The organism is Pseudomonas sp. 37 R 15 (assembly GCF_900004865.1).
Classification (GTDB): domain Bacteria; phylum Pseudomonadota; class Gammaproteobacteria; order Pseudomonadales; family Pseudomonadaceae; genus Aquipseudomonas; species Aquipseudomonas fluorescens_AM.
Map to the genome: position 1 here is coordinate 1 of NZ_CVTV01000023.1, position 17048 is coordinate 17048.

General features: G+C 54.6%; 17 protein-coding genes and 2 pseudogenes. 9 read left to right on the forward strand and 10 right to left on the reverse strand.

Annotation, left to right across the window (positions count from 1 at the left end; all coding sequences use genetic code 11):
- Nucleotides 1–71 precede the first annotated feature (71 nt).
- Nucleotides 72–374 (forward strand): transposase, encoded by a 303-nt coding sequence (locus tag BFQ04_RS30350; protein WP_065949522.1) that lies wholly within the window; start codon nucleotides 72–74, stop codon nucleotides 372–374.
- Nucleotides 371–1207 (forward strand): IS3 family transposase, encoded by an 837-nt coding sequence (locus tag BFQ04_RS07630; protein WP_065949523.1) that lies wholly within the window; start codon nucleotides 371–373, stop codon nucleotides 1205–1207. The genes BFQ04_RS30350 and BFQ04_RS07630 overlap by 4 nt, the downstream gene beginning before the upstream one ends.
- 100 nt (nucleotides 1208–1307) lie before the next feature.
- Here BFQ04_RS07630 and dusA read toward each other — a convergent pair whose 3' ends face one another.
- From dusA to BFQ04_RS07655, 5 genes and pseudogenes are all read right to left on the reverse strand, one after another.
- Nucleotides 1308–2294, reverse strand: coding sequence for a tRNA dihydrouridine(20/20a) synthase DusA (gene dusA, locus BFQ04_RS07635; protein ID WP_065950285.1), 987 nt, complete (start codon nucleotides 2292–2294; stop codon nucleotides 1308–1310).
- An 83-nt stretch (nucleotides 2295–2377) separates the two neighbouring features.
- Nucleotides 2378–2662 (reverse strand): type II toxin-antitoxin system RelE/ParE family toxin, encoded by a 285-nt coding sequence (locus BFQ04_RS07640; protein ID WP_065950286.1) that lies wholly within the window; start codon nucleotides 2660–2662, stop codon nucleotides 2378–2380.
- On the reverse strand, nucleotides 2652–2894 hold the full coding sequence (locus tag BFQ04_RS07645; RefSeq protein WP_032902648.1) for a CopG family ribbon-helix-helix protein: 243 nt from the start codon (nucleotides 2892–2894) through the stop codon (nucleotides 2652–2654). Before BFQ04_RS07645 ends, BFQ04_RS07640 begins: the two co-directional genes overlap by 11 nt.
- A 283-nt stretch (nucleotides 2895–3177) precedes the next feature.
- Nucleotides 3178–4155 carry a hypothetical protein gene (locus BFQ04_RS07650; protein ID WP_065950287.1) on the reverse strand — a complete coding sequence of 326 codons (978 nt, stop codon included), beginning with the start codon at nucleotides 4153–4155 and terminating at the stop codon, nucleotides 3178–3180.
- 127 nt (nucleotides 4156–4282) lie between these two features.
- A pseudogene (locus tag BFQ04_RS07655) lies at nucleotides 4283–4830 on the reverse strand (transposase); the annotation flags it as partial.
- 40 nt (nucleotides 4831–4870) lie between these two features.
- Here BFQ04_RS07655 and BFQ04_RS07660 point away from each other — a divergent pair.
- A pseudogene (locus BFQ04_RS07660) lies at nucleotides 4871–5278 on the forward strand (DUF4113 domain-containing protein); the annotation flags it as partial.
- Between the two features lie 64 nt (nucleotides 5279–5342).
- Here BFQ04_RS07660 and BFQ04_RS07665 read toward each other — a convergent pair.
- The 3 genes from BFQ04_RS07665 to BFQ04_RS07675 all read right to left on the reverse strand — a co-directional run bounded on the left by BFQ04_RS07665 (nucleotide 5343) and on the right by BFQ04_RS07675 (nucleotide 8769).
- On the reverse strand, nucleotides 5343–6167 hold the full coding sequence (locus tag BFQ04_RS07665; protein WP_065950289.1) for a TIR domain-containing protein: 825 nt from the start codon (nucleotides 6165–6167) through the stop codon (nucleotides 5343–5345).
- A 147-nt stretch (nucleotides 6168–6314) separates the two neighbouring features.
- Nucleotides 6315–7184, reverse strand: coding sequence for a TIR domain-containing protein (locus tag BFQ04_RS29945; RefSeq protein WP_065950290.1), 870 nt, complete (start codon nucleotides 7182–7184; stop codon nucleotides 6315–6317).
- Nucleotides 7185–7473: 289 nt separating this feature from the next.
- The gene (locus BFQ04_RS07675) at nucleotides 7474–8769 is read right to left on the reverse strand and encodes a hypothetical protein (protein ID WP_065950291.1); all 1296 of its coding nucleotides are present in this window, start codon (nucleotides 8767–8769) and stop codon (nucleotides 7474–7476) included.
- Between the two features lie 688 nt (nucleotides 8770–9457).
- Between BFQ04_RS07675 and BFQ04_RS07680 the strand changes: the two genes are divergently transcribed.
- The 3 genes from BFQ04_RS07680 (at nucleotide 9458) to BFQ04_RS28380 (ending at nucleotide 11067) form a co-directional block, all read left to right on the forward strand.
- Nucleotides 9458–9985 (forward strand): hypothetical protein, encoded by a 528-nt coding sequence (locus tag BFQ04_RS07680; protein WP_065950292.1) that lies wholly within the window; start codon nucleotides 9458–9460, stop codon nucleotides 9983–9985.
- A 348-nt stretch (nucleotides 9986–10333) separates the two neighbouring features.
- The gene (locus BFQ04_RS07685) at nucleotides 10334–10699 is read left to right on the forward strand and encodes a DUF6124 family protein (protein ID WP_065950293.1); all 366 of its coding nucleotides are present in this window, start codon (nucleotides 10334–10336) and stop codon (nucleotides 10697–10699) included.
- A gap of 146 nt (nucleotides 10700–10845) precedes the next feature.
- Nucleotides 10846–11067 carry a hypothetical protein gene (locus BFQ04_RS28380; RefSeq protein ID WP_083217936.1) on the forward strand — a complete coding sequence of 74 codons (222 nt, stop codon included), beginning with the start codon at nucleotides 10846–10848 and terminating at the stop codon, nucleotides 11065–11067.
- 286 nt (nucleotides 11068–11353) lie between these two features.
- Here BFQ04_RS28380 and BFQ04_RS07690 read toward each other — a convergent pair whose 3' ends face one another.
- A complete protein-coding gene (locus tag BFQ04_RS07690) occupies nucleotides 11354–12541 on the reverse strand; it encodes an MFS transporter (RefSeq protein WP_065950294.1) in 1188 nt (395 codons plus the stop codon).
- A 481-nt stretch (nucleotides 12542–13022) separates the two neighbouring features.
- Between BFQ04_RS07690 and mqo the strand changes: the two genes are divergently transcribed.
- Nucleotides 13023–14669, forward strand: a complete 1647-nt coding sequence (gene mqo, locus BFQ04_RS07695; RefSeq protein ID WP_065950295.1) for a malate dehydrogenase (quinone) — start codon at nucleotides 13023–13025, stop codon at nucleotides 14667–14669.
- 63 nt (nucleotides 14670–14732) lie between these two features.
- Here mqo and BFQ04_RS07700 read toward each other — a convergent pair whose 3' ends face one another.
- Nucleotides 14733–15569, reverse strand: a complete 837-nt coding sequence (locus tag BFQ04_RS07700) for a LysR family transcriptional regulator (RefSeq protein WP_065950296.1) — start codon at nucleotides 15567–15569, stop codon at nucleotides 14733–14735.
- A gap of 99 nt (nucleotides 15570–15668) precedes the next feature.
- Between BFQ04_RS07700 and BFQ04_RS07705 the strand changes: the two genes are divergently transcribed.
- Together BFQ04_RS07705 and BFQ04_RS07710 are read left to right on the forward strand one after the other, a co-directional pair.
- A complete protein-coding gene (locus BFQ04_RS07705; protein WP_065950297.1) occupies nucleotides 15669–16568 on the forward strand; it encodes a DMT family transporter in 900 nt (299 codons plus the stop codon).
- A gap of 132 nt (nucleotides 16569–16700) precedes the next feature.
- Nucleotides 16701–17030 carry a YXWGXW repeat-containing protein gene (locus BFQ04_RS07710; RefSeq protein WP_101219068.1) on the forward strand — a complete coding sequence of 110 codons (330 nt, stop codon included), beginning with the start codon at nucleotides 16701–16703 and terminating at the stop codon, nucleotides 17028–17030.
- The last annotated feature ends 18 nt before the right edge of the window (nucleotides 17031–17048 follow it).

Here is a 17048-nt window from a genome sequence, read left to right on the forward strand (position 1 = left end):
TGAACTGGCCTAATGATTTTGGACACTTCAATCGGGCGCTATGATAGCGCCCAAATCTGAGGTGTTTGGTTATGCGTAAATCTTATTCGAGTGAGTTCAAGCTCAAGGCTGCCAGCATGGTGTTGGATGAAGGTCAGCCGGTTACCGAGGTGTGTGCCACCCTGGATATCGGCCCCACAGCCCTGCGCCGCTGGGTCGATCAAGTGCAAAAAGAACGCTTGGGCTCGACCCCGGTAGGGGCCAAGGCGATTACTGCTGATCAACGAGAAATCCAGAGGCTCAAAGCTCTGCTCAGAGAGAAAGACCTGGATATCGAAATTCTAAAAAAGGCCAGTGCTCTCCTGCTTTTGGACGCCAAAGATCATTCACGTTGATCGATGAGCTGGACGAGCAGTACGGCGTTAAAAGGTGTTGCCAGGCGTTTGGGGTCAACCGCAGTAGCTTCTACGCCTGGCGCCAGCGCCAAGGCAGAGCAAATCCTGAGAGGGATAAGCTCAAAGCCGCGCTGGTCAGGCACCACAAGGCGTCCAGAGAGTCGGCCGGTGCACGTACGTTGTCCAAGGAGCTACAAGCCAAAGGGCATCGTATCGGGCGTTATATGGCTCGCAGTTTGATGCGCGAAGCTGGCATCGCCAGCCGTCAGCGCAGGCGCCATAAGTACAGGTCGCCGGGCGTGGAGGCCTTGGTGGCGCCGCACGTGCTCAAGCGAAAATTTGATGTGACGGCGGTTAATCAGGTGTGGTGTGGCGACGTGACATATATCAAGGTCGGCAAGCGGTGGATGTACTTCGCCGCCGTTCTGGATTTGTACGCTCGCAGGATCGTGGGCTGGTCGTTCTCGATGATTTCTGATGCCAACCTGACCTGCGAAGCGCTACGCATGGCGGTTGAGCTACGCGGCCATCCCCAGGATGTGTTGTTTCATTCTGACCAAGGTTGTCAGTACACCAGTCATAAATTCCGAAACGAGCTGCTGAAACAGGGGTTTAGGCAGAGTATGAGCCGTAAAGGCGAATGCTGGGACAACGCCCCGATGGAGCGTTTCTTTGGCAGCTTGAAATCAGAGTGGGTGCCTGAAACGGGCTACAAACTGGAACATGAGGCCCGAGCAGACGTGCAGCGCTATGTCTCGCGCTACAACATCAGCAGGCCTCATAGCTACAACGACTACCGGTCGCCGGTCGTGAAGGAAAGGTTGGCGGCGTGAACCTTAATCAGTGTCCAAGATTACTTGACCAGTTCAGCTTGCCCCCGATAGCAATGTGTCAGCCAATCCAAAACTATCTGACCCTCTGCAAGCTAACCAGTCACCGCCCTTCCAACAACTCCCCAGCCTGATCCAACAACGCCAACGGATCCGCCGCCTTATGAATATCCACCGACAACAACTGCCTGAACCTGCGCGCCCCCGGAAACCCGGTGCCCAACCCCAACACATGCCGGGTGATGTGATGCATCGTCCCACCACTGGCCAAATGCTCCGCAATATAAGGCCGCAACTGCGCTAAGGCTTCTGCCCGACTGATCACCGGCGCCTCGCTGCCAAACAACCGCTGATCCACCTCCGCCAGCATATACGGATTGTGATAAGCCTCCCGCCCCAGCATCACCCCATCAAACGTCTGCAAATGCTCCTCGCACTGCTCCAACGTCTTGATCCCACCGTTGAGATTGATCTCCAACGCCGGAAAGTCCCGCTTCAACTGCGCCGCCACGTCATAACGCAACGGCGGAATGTCCCGATTCTCCTTGGGCGACAACCCCTCCAGAATGGCAATGCGCGCATGCACGGTAAAACTGGTGCAACCGGCGTCCTTCACCGTCCCGACAAAATCACACAACTCGGCATAACTGTCCCGCCCATTGATGCCGATACGGTGCTTCACCGTCACGGGAATCGACACCGCATCGCGCATCGCCTTCACACAGTCCGCCACCAGGGCAGGGTGCGCCATGAGGATCGCGCCGATCATGTTGTTCTGCACCCGGTCGCTGGGGCAGCCAACGTTCAGGTTCACCTCGTCGTAACCGGCGGCTTCGGCCATACGGGCGCAGGCGGCCAGATCAGCCGGAACACTGCCGCCCAATTGCAGTGCAAGCGGGTGCTCGGCTTCGTTGTGGCGCAGGAAACGCTCGTGATCGCCATGGAGGATCGCGCCGGTGGTGACCATCTCGGTGTAGAGCAGGGCGTGTTTGGAGAGCAGGCGTAGGAAGAACCGGCAGTGGCGGTCGGTCCAGTCCATCATGGGGGCGACGGAGAAACGGCGGGAGAGCGGGGCGGTTTGTAGGGACATGGGGGATCTGAGTCAGCGAGGCGAATGGCGCGCAGTTTATCAGGAACGGATCTTGGGTGCCGGAGAGGCAAGTTTTGCGCGCATTACCACTTCGAGCGAGGACGTTGCCGTGTGTGGAATACGCCAAGGATCTGCAGTCGATCACCCCGCACTCTATACGGGATCAGATAGGACCAGTTGGGAACTGCCCATTCGCGGGTATGTTTCACCCGACCTTCGCGCCCCATGGAAGGAAACTGAGCTAGCCTGTCGACACTGGCGAAAATGGCATCCGAGAAGTCGTCGGCGACTTTTGGATTTTCGAGAGCGATATAATTCGCTTCGTCTTCCAGATTTTTGAGTGCTTTTTCAAGCCACTCAACCCGCATTCCGGCTCCAACGCCTAGCGCGCATGGCCGCCACTTGGTCATCGGTGGCAAATTTGCCTTCGTCGGCTTCCTTTACTGCCAGCTCGATTTGGGCAGTCAGCGTTTTTTCGTGCTCGATGTAGTCGCGAAGAACGTCCATTGCCAGGTAGCTCGCTGTCTGCCCGTTGGTTTTGGCCAGGTCGGCGAGAGAGTTGGATAGGTCTTCCGGCAGGTTTAGGGATATCCCAGTCATGGCGGCCTCGATGGTGGACGGTTGTGGGGCATCTTACACCGTGAAGAGTCGGGTTGAAGCAACAGGCCGTCACGAGGTGTCTCTGGGACGGAGTGGGTCGTTTGCTTTTCCTTTGCCAACTTAAAACCCGATACCGTGGCGGATAAATAAATCTGTCCCCTTTTGTAGTCCCCTTTTGGGTTGGTGCAGTCGTCGGATTGCTTTTGTATGAGTCACCTCTTGGGAAACGTGTGGTGGCCTTCCGGTGATGGGGCTTGCGTAACGGATTGAGCAAGATTAAAAATCAACTAACGGCCCACTCGGGGACTAACATATTGCTCATTGCCTCAAAGCGGGTAGGCTCTTGATTAGCCACGGGCCGTTTAATTAGGAAGTGGGTTTGACTTGTGTTTTCTCTTACACAAAGCCCGCGACAGTCCAAGGCAAGCATGAAGTCAGGCTCCGAAATCTCCTTGATTACTGGATGCACCTGAAACTGACCATGAGGATCATCCACCATATTAGCGAGCATATTTGCGGTATCCCTGAGGTAATCAGAACTGCGCCCAACCCGCAGCGAGGTTCCAGCTGAAGTTATCCCACCGCCAGGGCCCATATACACCTTGCCGTCATGTTCAACAAATGTAGTGACTCCCGCCTCGCGCAATTGACTGATATCTGAGGAAGAAAAGGTATTCCCCGCAAGTATTCCATTAAGTTCATATTGCGCGATGTATTGAGGCCATGAGTTAGCCAGCGTTGCAAAGAGGTCGGTATTAGCGAATCCCGCTCGATCTGGGTGGGGGAGCACGTCTACCACGGCCGCTACGTCTCTCCCTATCATGCAAAAGGCAAGGTAGTCTGCTGGCTTGGAGAAGAACTGTCCTGACGGGATAATTTCGTCGCTTAGGTGGAAGTGCAGGATGTTCCAGTCTGCATACAGCAAGTCAGTCCGAGTGTGTTTTTTTGACCCGCTGGTGTCGTTGCGGATAATCAGTCCTCGACCTTGATAGGGGTTGACATTCTCCCCAGTAGTGAATTTTCTTAGCAAACTTGATAACCCGCGTTGCGCGCTCGGCGGAAGATTGGCCTTTGGGAATGCATTGGACAATGCAATCTTGCGCGGTAAAGGAGCAATGTAACGACATATGAAGTCCAGCCATCTATCTAGCGGGCAGTTCAGTTTCTCCTCTTCTTGCTTAAACCTGAGAGCAAATTTTTGAATCAACATTAATGCAATGTCGTCAATGTTTTTCTGAAAGACCTCATTCGTACTCGGCATTCATTCCCCTTTGAGGCTCAGGTAATCTGGTGGAATATAGAAGCATAAATTTTATGAGGAAGCACTCAGGTTAATCTCGCGCTTATAATATAGAAAGTTAAGCGTCCGGGCATCCCTTCTTGCGCAGCTAAGCCGGATGCCATCGATGCGGCAACAACTCACAATTTCACTCGCCCGCTGCGTCGGCAGGCGAGTCAGAACGTCCTTCAGATAAGCATACACATCATGCCCGTTGAGCTTGGCCGACTGGATCAAGCTCATCAGCGCCGCAGCCCGTTTGCCACTGCGTAACGAATCAGCGAGCAACCAGTTTTTTATTCTAAGAGCCCAAGGCCGAGTTTGCTGATCGATATTATTGTTGTCTATCGGCACCGTGCCGTCATTCAGATAACGACTCAACGCGGCCCAACGTTTTACGCTGTAATCCAAGGCTTCGGTAATCCCCAAACCTTCATGCACAAGCTCGTGCTGGGCGATCATCCAGGCATGAAACAAGTCCATCAGAGGCGTAGTTTTTTTCTGACGTACTCGTAGTCGGACATCCGGTTCCACATCGCGGACTTCGCGTTCGATTTCATATAGGACCGCGATGTATCGCAGTGCTTGCTCGGCAAGCACGTTTTTGTCCGTGATGCGCAGATCGTAGAGCTTGCGCCGGGCGTGGGTCATAAAGCCAAAAGCTTGAGTCTTAAATAAATCCGTCCCCCTTATCTCTCGTGTTTGTATCCGCACCGGGATGTTCAATCCTGAGGAAGCGAAGTATGCCAACGGGGTGGTCGTGGATATGCCCTATCCTACCAACGACGTGCGCCTTCTTACTCAGACGGCGGTAGGCGCGCTTGATCGAATATTTCGCACGGGTTTTAGGTACAGCAAGGCTGAGGTGATGTTACTCAACCTTTGCCAGCCTGGCGAGTACACCGATGACTTGTTCGCTATGTCGCAGCCGACCGAAGCAACTCGTGTTATGACGGTACTAGATCAAATTAACGAACGATGGGGAAGGGGAACCCTGCGTTCGGCAGGTGTGCCGGCTAATCCAGATTGGGGAATGCGTCGCCAAATGACTAGCCAGAGCTACACGACCAGAATCGATCAGCTATGGTCAGTAGTTTGCAGCTAAAAAGTATCGGTAAATTAACAATCATTTGAAGTTGCAACGGAGGTTAGCGGTTGGGGAATTATGGTTACCAGTTGCTAATGGTGTAGCCGCAAGCTCTAAGTTCATTTACGATATCTCTTTTCCACGCTCCAGCTTGGTCCAGATTAACGTAGACAACGCCACTTATATCATTCGGGGTTTCAATCGTTCCTTTGACCAAGGCGCATACATTTTCCCTGCCAAGCTTTGCCATTAAGTAACCATGTTCAAAAACAACATTTTGGCGAGCCCGGTCCCTGAGCTTCTCTTGCTGTTCATGATTCCCAATGCCTTGGTCACAAGGGGTATACAGGACAAGAGCGAAATCCGCATCGTTGGTGTAGCGCTCAATTTTCTCAATAATCGTCATGCCCGCATTGGCTTGTTCGTGCAATATTATTGCTTCCAGACCAAGCTTCTCCACAAATCTACTTACCTCAAGTTTAGCGAGATCATCCCGACCATGCACTATGAATATTTTTCGTTTGTTTCGAGCAATAACAGGCGCCGGTGATGATGCTTTCATCGTCGGTATTTTTTGGTCGGTCCCAGGGGCTTGCTGTTGTAAGTTAATATTGTGATTTGGGAATTCTAGCGAATCTAATAAGGGAGTAAACTGTTCAGATAGATAGGCTCGGCGCTCGGCATAAGAGCTAAACTTACCTTTAATGAATGTCCAGAAAGAATCGAGATTGCCGTGTTGCCTAACGAAAGGTGGAAGTCGATGCCCAATTTCGGGATCTTTTAGGAGCTGGTGCCGTAGTTGCAGGTACTCTGCAGGGTCGGCTACATTGCCAGTAGCGCGAGCGGCTAGAAGATTTTGCAAATAACTAACCTTGTCGAAGTGGTTCACCAGAAAATTTATACTCATGGTTAGATTCCGTTCTTGCAGCTTTTGTATTGGGCAGAGTGGGCAAATAATTTTTCATTGTATCAACATTGCTATAATGCAATATCAACGTTCATTTTCAAAACATCGCGTATTTTGAGTTTGAGAGCTGTGTCAATGTTTTGCAGGCTAGCTCATTACTTTGTTCCAGTCGATCTCATAGTCGGCAGCCTTTAGTTCACGGGCGAGAGCCATTTTCCAGTCTCCTGACAATGGTGTCCAGACTACGCCTGCGAAATCAGTCGGAATATTAACTTCGCCAGACGTCAGTGCGCAAACTTTATCTCGACCTAAAGCCCCCATAAAATATCCGAGCTCTAAAAGGACATTTTGCCTTGCTCGTGGCTCTAGCACTCCTCCAACCTTACTTCCAACATCGTCAGGTGTTAGTAAGACTACCGCTAGTCCTACGTCGGAATGGCGCTCAATTTTTTCAATAATGGTACGGCCGCTATTTGCCTGCTCGTGAAGAATGATGACTTCAATGCCTAGTTTTTCAATGAAGCGTGCGACGGTTTCGCGAGCCGCCTCATCATGACCGTGAACGAGAAATACTTTTGACGATAGTAGTTTGGGATTTGAATTTGGGGTGGCGTTGGTAGGTGTGCTGCCGTCCAAGTCTTCAAGATCCGTATTTAATGCATGTATCGCCTGTTCAAGAGTGGCTTTTGCATGGATTATTTTCTTGCCCGTAATACTCTTGTAGTCGGGGTCAGGCATGCCCGAGACCCAAAACGTCACATGATAGTGCAGCTTATGTGCCTCTTTGTATCGATTGGCGGCGGTCGTGTTCGTCCCAAAACACCGCTCCAACGTATCTTCAATACTGCGCTCAAGCGTTTTGAGCTCAGGTGACGTGCCCTCCTGCATTGTATTGAGGTCGAAAGCATCAAGGTCAGCAATTCTTTGTTGTATCCGTTCTATTCCACGTCTTAGCTGCCCTTCGTCGAGATACACCTTAGGTTGAACCGCGGGTTGTGGTGTTGTCTTCCTTACCATGGCTGTTCCTTGCTATTCATTGATGGGCTCATCATGACACTTCACACACAACGAGCAACATTGTTCTTAATGGTGTTGTACCTTTATCAAGCCTATGGCGCTATCAAACGATGCTGCATATGTACCACTAGCCCTAAATGGTGCAAAAATGGGGCAAATCATACGCCAATCTATGCCATCCAATGCCCATTATGCATTTATGCAACCTGCCTTGGACGAGCATCGCAGCCCGCAACCACGGGCTTATCCCCCAAACCCGCTGCATACTCCTACACAATTGGGGTGTGAATCAGTTTGGCAATCCAACGTCTGAAAGTAGTTCAGCCACATCTTGATGTTGCAGCCAAATGAGAAACCCTTTATCGACGATATGGAGCGTTTTACTCGATTGGTCATAGTCGACGATGATTGGCATAATGTTTTTCTTCACTTGAAGAGATGCGCTTGATTGTAACGACTGAGTAATATTTCCAGGGTTAAGCTCGCCTTGACGGGGGTGTTTTTCAAATAGTGTGTTCTTAATGTCTCGATATTTTAGACCTTTCTCTAAGTCCTCAATTGGTGCAGACAGAATTGGGTATAGCAACCATTTGTGCATTTCTAATTCGGTTTCTTGGAATCCATCTGCAAAGTTTGTTAGGAATCCATCGTAGCGCGCAGATTGTTGGTCGACGATGCTCTTTACGAGTGTTACGACGTCGATACCGTTTCCAATAATTGAGTGAACATTAGTTGCGGATTTTATTCCGCTGTCGATGCAGGCGCGTCGGCACGCCTCTTGGACGATGTACACACTTTCACGTGCGATGCTGATTAGTTTATTGGAAAAGTCATTGTCGAAAGACACACCTAACAAATGTCCGCCTGAATCAACTACTTCTTTCAACTCGCCTTCGCTCCAGCGGTCAGCATTAACTGATATAACCCTTCCTGTAAGGTCGCCGTTATAAACGATTAGGCGATTGTCTTCAAGCCACACACCAACGATGATAAAAGTGAAGTCGGAAGATTCGTGAAAGGCTTTGAGTTCAACCGAAAAATCTCGTTGTATTTCATATGGTAGATAATGAAAGTCTTCTAGCACGATTTGCTTTTTAAATTCTACTGCTGATAGAGCAGCTATAACATCGTTTACATCATCGATATCCAGCTCCAAAGGGGCTGTAGTTATTTCATTACCTGTTCCTGTTTCTCCTTCTGCTCCGGCCAACGCTTCTCCACTGGCGCCAAATCCAAATAAGCTACCTTTGACGCCTGCTTTAGCACTCGCAAGAACTTTATTTCGACCGGTGCTGCTTTTCTTGGAAGACTGAGTGATTTCAAAACCTGCGCGCTTTAAAATGCTGGCATGAAGATCTGCCATGTCACTTTTATTCGAACACTGTACGAGAATATAGTTTTCTTCATTTAGGCAGTGCTTGCGTAGAGATGTCTTTCCTTGTTTGGAACTACCATAGATGACTATGTGATGACCAGCATCAAGTTCCTCTCGCAGCTTTTTATCAACGGTTAATCTTTCAACATAGTTGAGAGGAAGCTGTCTGGTTATACCGAAAACTTCATCCGTTGTGTGCACTTGTTCCATTTAAAGGAGCTTCCTATAGAGACGACAAAAACTGAGCATGCATGAATCACTTCATTTTAGGCAATAGGGCGCTGAAAATAGGGCTGTGAAGACAGTACCGGCAGATGTCCGTCAAAAAACGGCAAGGCCATGATTGGCGGAGGCTCCAAGGGTAAATGGAGCGCGTGGAGCTGAGTTAAAGCTACTGTGGATCAGCGACTCACTAGCTTAGCTTGGCACGAGCTTTAATGATGGTTGCGTTGAGATGTGGCTCAGAATGGATTGCTTATAAATTGCTACATAGCTCGACGGATAGGAGGTACACGTCATGAATAGTAGGGTGTTAGAGGAATGCTAGGTCCAATCCATCATGGGGGCGACGGAGAAGCGGCGGGAGAGGGCTTGCGGTGGAGCTATGGCTGAAGGCATTGGAGTCTTGGATGGAGAATGCGAAGGGTGGGCAGTTTATCAGGAATGGGTCGGAGGGGGCTGGGTGATGATCGGGTGGCGCGAGACCCTAATATTAAACAAATCTGTCCCCTTTTCCTGAGAAGGTGTGTGGGTTATGTCGGGGCTGGAGCTACATCTAGTCGCTGCGTGAGCAGCGCTAGTGCAATGCTGACCAGGGATCGACGCTTTTTCACAGGTATATTGCGTTGTCATTTTCGAGGTGACATTGTGTCACCTTGCGAATGGCTGAGAGATTGCCATGAACGACGAAAACGAAGAGATAGTTACCGGCTTCGAACGCTCGGCAGAAGAGCTATCCAAAGACCTGCACCTAGCCTTGGCTGAGTTGGACTGGTCGCCTGCGGCGTTGATGGATCGTATGCGCTCACTAGGCGACTACCGCTCGCCGGCGACAATCCTAAGAGGGATCAACCGCGCTCTAGAGGGACAGATCAAGCCGTCCGGTGAGCTGTTGGCTCTGGTGCAGCAAGCCGTGCGCTTTAAGCGGCGCCTGCTGCGAACCTACCGTGACGTGATTTGGACAAAACTCGGTGACGGTTCGCACACCACTCAGATCGAAGATTTCACCATCACCTTGTCGCCGCAAACGCGAGGCCGGTGGCGGGTGAATCTCGTGCACAAAGACGGATTCAGCCCATCTTGGCCACGCTTTCAGGACACATTGGAGGCCGCCAAACATATGGCCTTTATTACTTTGGATAACGGTCAAAACTGGCTGCAGGAGTACGCTGACGAGCAAGCCCGCGAAGCTGCAGGACAGCTGTAAGCGTGTGCCGGTCGACGCGGAAGACTGCTAGGGGGGAAGGAAACCCTCTTGAGTGAGGGTAGCGTGGTACAAAAGTGGTACGGGTTTTTTTATGGAACGCTACAAGGCATGTATTACAAGGCCTGTGGAATTAGTAGCTCCAATCCATCATTGCGGTGACTTACCGGGTGTGGAGTGGTTTCGGGAACAGGTTTGAATCTTCGGGAAAATTTCCCACACTTTTTTCGGCTTGCCCGTTAAATGACCCATCACTAAGCTCCTCAAGCCACTGCGAACTCAGTGGCCGGAGGTGGAAGTCCGTATTGCTAAGGCGTTTTTTAACTCCCGAAAATATTTGGAGCTTCGCCCATGCACAACAACACACGCAGTTCTTCATTTGACCAAAGCGCATCGCCCGTCGATCCCAAGCTTCAAGCCGCAGCCCAGCGAGCAATCCATCATCACTTGCCCCCATCCGAAGACGCTGCGCCCACCGAGCGCCCAAGCGACAGCCTCTTCCTCGTCAACCCAACCATCGACCCCGAAACCCTCCTGGCCAACGCCGCCGAAAACCTGGCATCCGCTAACGAAATGGCCGCCACCTTGGCATTCGATCTCGACGACTCCCAGCGCGCCATCGCCCTGGGCATCCAGCAGTTAATCGAGTTGAGCTCGCTGCTGGTTGACCGTGCCCAGGAGCAGGTTGCGTCTGTAACCGTTCCAGTCAAAGCCTGACAACCGACCCTGCCGCCTTACCCAAGGCGGCAACCTGAACTCATGCTGTCACCCAGCAAAGTTTCATAATTCCCTGCGCCGTTGAGGTCTACGATCCCCTACTGAGAGAGGACCCCAGCGCCTCCAGCCCACAGGGAACTGAAACCATGATCTCGAACCTCGTCAAAGTCTTGATGATCACCGGCACGTTGATGTTGAGTGCTTGTTCATCTTCATCGAGCGTGACCAGCAGCGACCCGTGCTTTTCAGGCGGGTGCCAGGCATTTGGCGACCATAGCCCCAACAAAGCCGCGAAGATGAATTTTGGTGGCAGTGGGCTGGGGAGTAGTTATGGGGAGTATGGTTCGGGGTTGTTGCATGATGACTGATGGGGGTGGTGAGGGCAGGCAGTGGTGTGTTGACTGACCCATTGCTATCGGGAGCAAGCCCCCTCCCACAGTTTGATTCTCAGTGTTCAGGTGTTTGGCGACTACTATAGCCACGGCAAAGCTGCCAAGATGAATTCTGGTGGCAGCGGGCGGGGAGTATGGGGCGGGGTGTTGCATGATGATTGATGGGGGGTGGGTCAGTCATTGGGGTGGTGACTGACCTGTTGCTATCGGGGGCAAGCCCCCTCCCACATTGGATCTATGATCGGCGCAAAAACTTGTGGCGTTAGTTGCCGCCTTTCATGTGACGGGCGATCAGGTAGAGGCCCAGGCCGATGAGGGCCGTTACGGCGCCGATGTAGCCGGTGCTGGTCCAGCCGAGCCCAGCTGTAATCGCCATGCCGCCAAGCCAGGGGCCCAGCGCGTTCGCCAGGTTGAACGCTGCGTGGTTGGAGGCTGCCGCCAGGCTTGGGGCTTCGTGGGCGATGTCCATCAGGCGGATTTGCAGCGGCGCGGCCATGGCGATCATGGTGCCGACCAGGCCGATGCCCAGCAGGACGCTCCACAGTGAGCTGGCAGCGAAGGTGAAGAAAATCAGCACGGCCATCGACCACACCATGATCCAACCCACCGCCCGAAATTGCAGGCGATCAAACAGCTTGCCGCCGGCAATGTTGCCGATGATGCCGCCCGCGCCAAACGCTGCTAGGCCGAACGGAATCCACTGCGGCGACACTTTCGTCACTTCCAGCATGGTCGGCGCCAGGTAGCTGAATACGCAGAACATCCCGGCAAAGCCAATCGCGCCGATGGACAGGGCCATCCAGACCTGGGGTTTGGTGAAGGCGCGCAGTTCCTTGCGCGGGTCGCTGCGTTGTTCGTCGTGGCGGTGGGGCACGAATTGCCAGACCAGGGCGATGGTGAGCAGGGCGATCACGCTGACCAGGGCGAACGCCGAGCGCCAGCCCAGGTGTTGGCCGAGGAAGGTGGCGATGGGGTTGCCCAGCAGCATGGCCAGGGTCAGGCCCATCATTACCCGGGCCACGGCGCCGGCGCGTTTGTCGGTGGGCACCATGCTGGAGGCGACCACGGCGGCGATGCCGAAGTAGGCGCCGTGGGGCAGGCCGCTGATAAAGCGGAAGGCCACCAGCGAGCCGAAGGTGGGGGTGAAGGCGGTGGCGAAGTTGCCCAGGGCGTAGAGGCCCATCAGCAACAGCAGCATGTGTTTGCGCAACAGCTTGGCGCCGAGGATGGCCAACAGCGGGGCGCCGACCATCACACCGAGCGCGTAGGCGCTGATGGCGTGGCCGACTTGCGGTTCGCTCAGGCCCAGGTTCTGGGCGATGTCGGGCATCAGGCCCATGATGGCGAATTCGCCGGTGCCGATGGCGAACGCGCCCACGGCCATGGCCGCTTCCATTTTGGCGGCACTGCGCGCGGGCAGCAGGTGCCCGGGTGTTTGCTGGATAGACATGGATCGCTCTGTTTGGATGAGGTGCACGAAAGACAGTCGCCGATGCTACGCAGGCGACTGTGAAGGTGTCTAGAACAGCCTCGAGCACGAGAGTTCCGGGCCTGTGACCCCACGTCGCGGCTGGCAGTCTTGACACTGGCGCGATAAAAGCCGCGATTTAGCGGTGTCAATTGGGCAAACGGCGCATAAACGCCGTTTAGCGTGATATTCTGCGCGCCGTCCTGGTCTAGGCTTTCCTTGGTGCGTACACCCGTATACGTCCCAGCGGTTGGCTGTCGCCCAGGTAGCTGAAGCCAATAATGATAAGAAGTCAGCGCAGAAGGGACATAACAGTGAGGTCGATCCATCGGCCTTGTGTGCCCACCCTGCAGCCTTATGTGAATGTGCAGACCCCGCGGTACGTTGCCTGACGTAGCGTGGTCGAGGGTTACTCATGATCGGGGGCGGTAGGGCGGATGGCGTTTTATCATAGGTGCTACTGATGTTTAAAAAAGTAAACACTGCCCTGCTGGGGCTGGCTTTGTCGATGGGGATCACGTCCGTTCACGCGGAAGAGGCAAAGAAAGTCGATGTGCTGCTGATCGGCGGCGGCATCATGAGCGCGACCCTGGGTGTCTGGCTTAACGAGCTGGAACCGGACTGGTCGATGGAGATGGTCGAGCGCCTCGATGGCGTGGCCGAAGAAAGCTCCAACGGCTGGAACAACGCCGGTACCGGTCACTCGGCCCTGGCCGAGTTGAACTACACCCCGGAAGACAAGAACGGCAACGTTGAGATCCCTAAAGCGGTCGAGATCAACGAAGCGTTCCAGATCTCCCGTCAGTTCTGGTCCTGGCAGGTCCAGCAGGGCGTGTTGAAGAACCCGCGTTCGTTCATCAACTCCACACCGCACATGAGCTTTGTGTGGGGCGATGACAACATCAAGTTCCTGAAAAAGCGCTATGAAGCGCTGAAGGCGAGCCCGCTGTTCGCCGGCATGCAGTACTCCGAAGACCCGGCGCAGATCGCCAAGTGGGTCCCGCTGATGATGGAAGGGCGTGACCCCAACCAGAAAATCGCGGCCACCTGGAGCCCGATCGGCACCGATGTCAACTTTGGCGAGATCACCCGCCAGTTCGTTGCCCACCTGCAAACCACCCCTAAGTTCGACCTGAAACTGTCGAGCGAAGTGCAGGACATCACCCGCAACGAAGACGGTTCGTGGCGTGTGAGCTACAAAAACCTCAAAGACGGCACTAAGACTGAAACCGACGCCAAGTTCGTGTTCATCGGCGCTGGCGGCGGTGCCCTGCACCTGCTGCAAAAGTCGGGCATTCCTGAAGCCAAGGAATACGCCGGCTTCCCGGTTGGCGGCTCGTTCCTGGTGACCGACAACCCGACCGTCGCCGAGCAGCACCTGGCCAAGGCCTACGGCAAGGCTTCGGTGGGCTCGCCACCGATGTCGGTTCCGCACCTGGACACCCGCGTGCTGGATGGCAAGCGCGTGATTCTGTTTGGCCCATTCGCCACCTTCTCGACCAAGTTCCTCAAAGAAGGCTCGTACCTGGACCTGCTGACCAGCACCACCACCCACAACATCTGGCCGATGACCAAAGTCGGTATTCGTGAATACCCACTGGTCGAGTACCTCGCCGGCCAACTGATGCTGTCCGATGACGACCGCTTCAAGGCGCTGCAGGAATACTTCCCGAACGCCAAGCAAGCCGACTGGCGCCTGTGGCAAGCCGGCCAGCGCGTGCAGATCATCAAGCGTGACGAAGAGCAGGGCGGCGTGCTGAAGCTCGGTACCGAAGTGGTCAGCTCCGCTGACAACTCCATTGCCGGCCTGTTGGGTGCATCGCCAGGCGCGTCGACCGCGGCTCCGATCATGCTGACCGTGCTGCAGAAAGTCTTCAAGGACAAGGTAGCAAGCCCGGCCTGGCAGGAAAAACTGCACCAGATCGTGCCAAGCTATGGCACCAAGCTGAACGACAGCCCTGAAGCGGTTGCCAAGGAGTGGGCTTACACTGCCGGTGTGCTGCAACTGACGCCACCGCCAGCGATCCCGCAACTGGCTGCTCCACAGGCCACCGAGGCTGCCAAGCCTGCGGCTGAGCCTGGCAAGCCGGCGTCTGACCTGGCGCTGTAAGTAACGCCTGATAAAAAGCCCGCTGAACCGGTGACGGTCAGCGGGCTTTTTTGTGCGCGGCGTTCAGACCCTGAAGTGCCTGACTTGCTCATACACGTGCAGGGCCAGTGCGTTAGCGGTGTCGCACAGCAGATACAGATGCTGCGCGGGGAGGGCCGCCAGCTCTGTCATTTGCCTCAGCCCTTCGCCCATGCGGCTCTCCTCCATCAGGCCCACGGCCACGCCGCTGCGTACGCAAGCCTCTACCGCCGATGAGTTAGGGCTTTCCAGCAGTACTCGATGGTAAATCCCGTGATCTTTCAGCGCCTGTAACGCTGCCGCTCGATAGGGGCAACCAGCGATGGGCACGGTGATGGGCAGCGGCGCGTTTGGCGGATAACTGAATTGCTCGGCTGCCACCCATAGCGGTTGCACCGGCCCCAAGCGCTCACCCTGTGCCAGTGGCTGTGCGCTGACGGTGATTGCCAGATCCAGTTGGTTTGCCGTGAACAGATTCAACAGTTCGCCACTGGTGCGCGCTTCGATTTCCAGCTCCAGCAGCGGGTTGTCGGCAATCAGTCGCGGCACGAATGCCTGGATGAAGGCGGGCGCGTAAGTATCGGGTACACCCAGGCGGATCTTGCCCTGCATGCGCTGGGGCATCAGCGAGATCAGCAGGCGGTCGTGGCTTTTGAGAAATTCGGTGGTTTCGCCCAACAGTTTTCTGCCGTACAGCGTCAGGTCCACGCCCTGGTTGCTGCGGCTGAACAGGCGCTGGCCGACCTGATCTTCCAGTTTCTGAATCTGCGTGGTCACGGTGGAAGCGCTGCGGTGCACATGCTCGGCCGCTTCATTGAAGCGACCAAAACGCGCGACGGCGTGAAAGGTACGCAGTAGATCGATATTCAGCTGTTTGGCCATGGTTCGACTTTTACGGATTGATAGTGCAGGTTATTCAAATATACAGAAGAGTCTCCTGTCCCTAGCCTTGAAGTCAATCGATTAAGGCTGGAGGGCTGCATGAAGCGATCAACCCTGGGTTTGCTGCTGTTGCAAGGGGCGTTTGTCCTGTCGTGGAGTTCGGGCTATATCGGCGCCAAGCTTGGCACCCAGGACGGGGGGGCGTTCAACCTGCTGTTCTGGCGATTCCTATTGGTATCGCTGTGCCTGGGGCTGTTCCTGAACGTCAGACTGTTGAAGGTTTCATGGGCGCAGATCCGCCATTACGCCGTCATTGGTTGCCTGTCGCAGTTTTTGTACCTGAGTTGCCTGTATGTGGCGATCCAGAACGGTCTGCCGCCAGGCATTGCGGCGATCATCGCGGCGTTGCAGCCGTTGATGACAGCGGTATTGTCGACGGGCAGCGCCACCGAGCGCAGCGGCGGCTGGCAATGGGTGGGGCTCGTGATCAGCTTTGCCGGCGTTGCGATGGTGATAGCCGGGCAGTATAGCCATGGCCCAACGCAGGTAAGCCTGGCCATGTATGGGCTGCCACTGGTGTCGGCGCTGGGGCTGACGCTGGCGACGCTGTACGAACGCCGCTCGGTGCAGAGCGAGAATGTCGGTTTGCTCATACCGCTGTTTATCCAATCGCTGCTGAGCCTGATCGGCTTCACAGGCGCTGTGTTGTACACCGATACCTTGAGCATTCCCCATGACACCGACGTACTGGTTTCGATTGTGTGGTTGACGGTGTTTTCCACCTTTGCTGCTTACTTGAGCCTGTGGCAGTTGCTGCGCGTGATGACGGCCACCCAGGTTGCCGCGTTGGTCTACCTGGAGCCCCCGGTCACCCTGGTATGGGCGGCGTTGATGTTCGGCGAGCGGATTCATGCCTCGACCTATGCCGGCATCGCCGTCGTCATTGCCGGGCTGGTTTTATTGCGCCTGAAGCGACCGACCGTCGCGTGCACGTCTTGAGGCCTGGGGGTTCAGCAATCTGACAGACATCTCCTGTTAAAAATAAACCATGCCCGAGCAGGAGGCCTGGCTGCAACAAAGGGGGAATTCTTACTGATGCAGGTACGGGGCGATTACGCCCGAGGGTTTTGTATGTTGCTACGTTATGCGGCAATGGCGGCGTTAGTCGTCGCGTCATCCGGGTGTGTGCAAGAGCGTGTCGTACATGAACGTCGGCCGGTACAGCATGAGTATGTGGAAGTCGTGGCGCCCCAACCGCCGCCGGTGCAAGTGATCGAAGTCGAGCCGGCGGCGCGCGAAGGTTATATCTGGTCACGCGGCTACTGGCGCTGGCAAGGCGGGCGATATGTCGCGGTGCACGGCCATTGGGAGCCGGTGCGCGAGGGTTATCGCTATGTGCATCCGCATTGGGTACAGCGTAATGACGGGTATCACTGGCAGGTCGGTGGCTGGATTCGCTGAACCCCGAAACAAACCGAC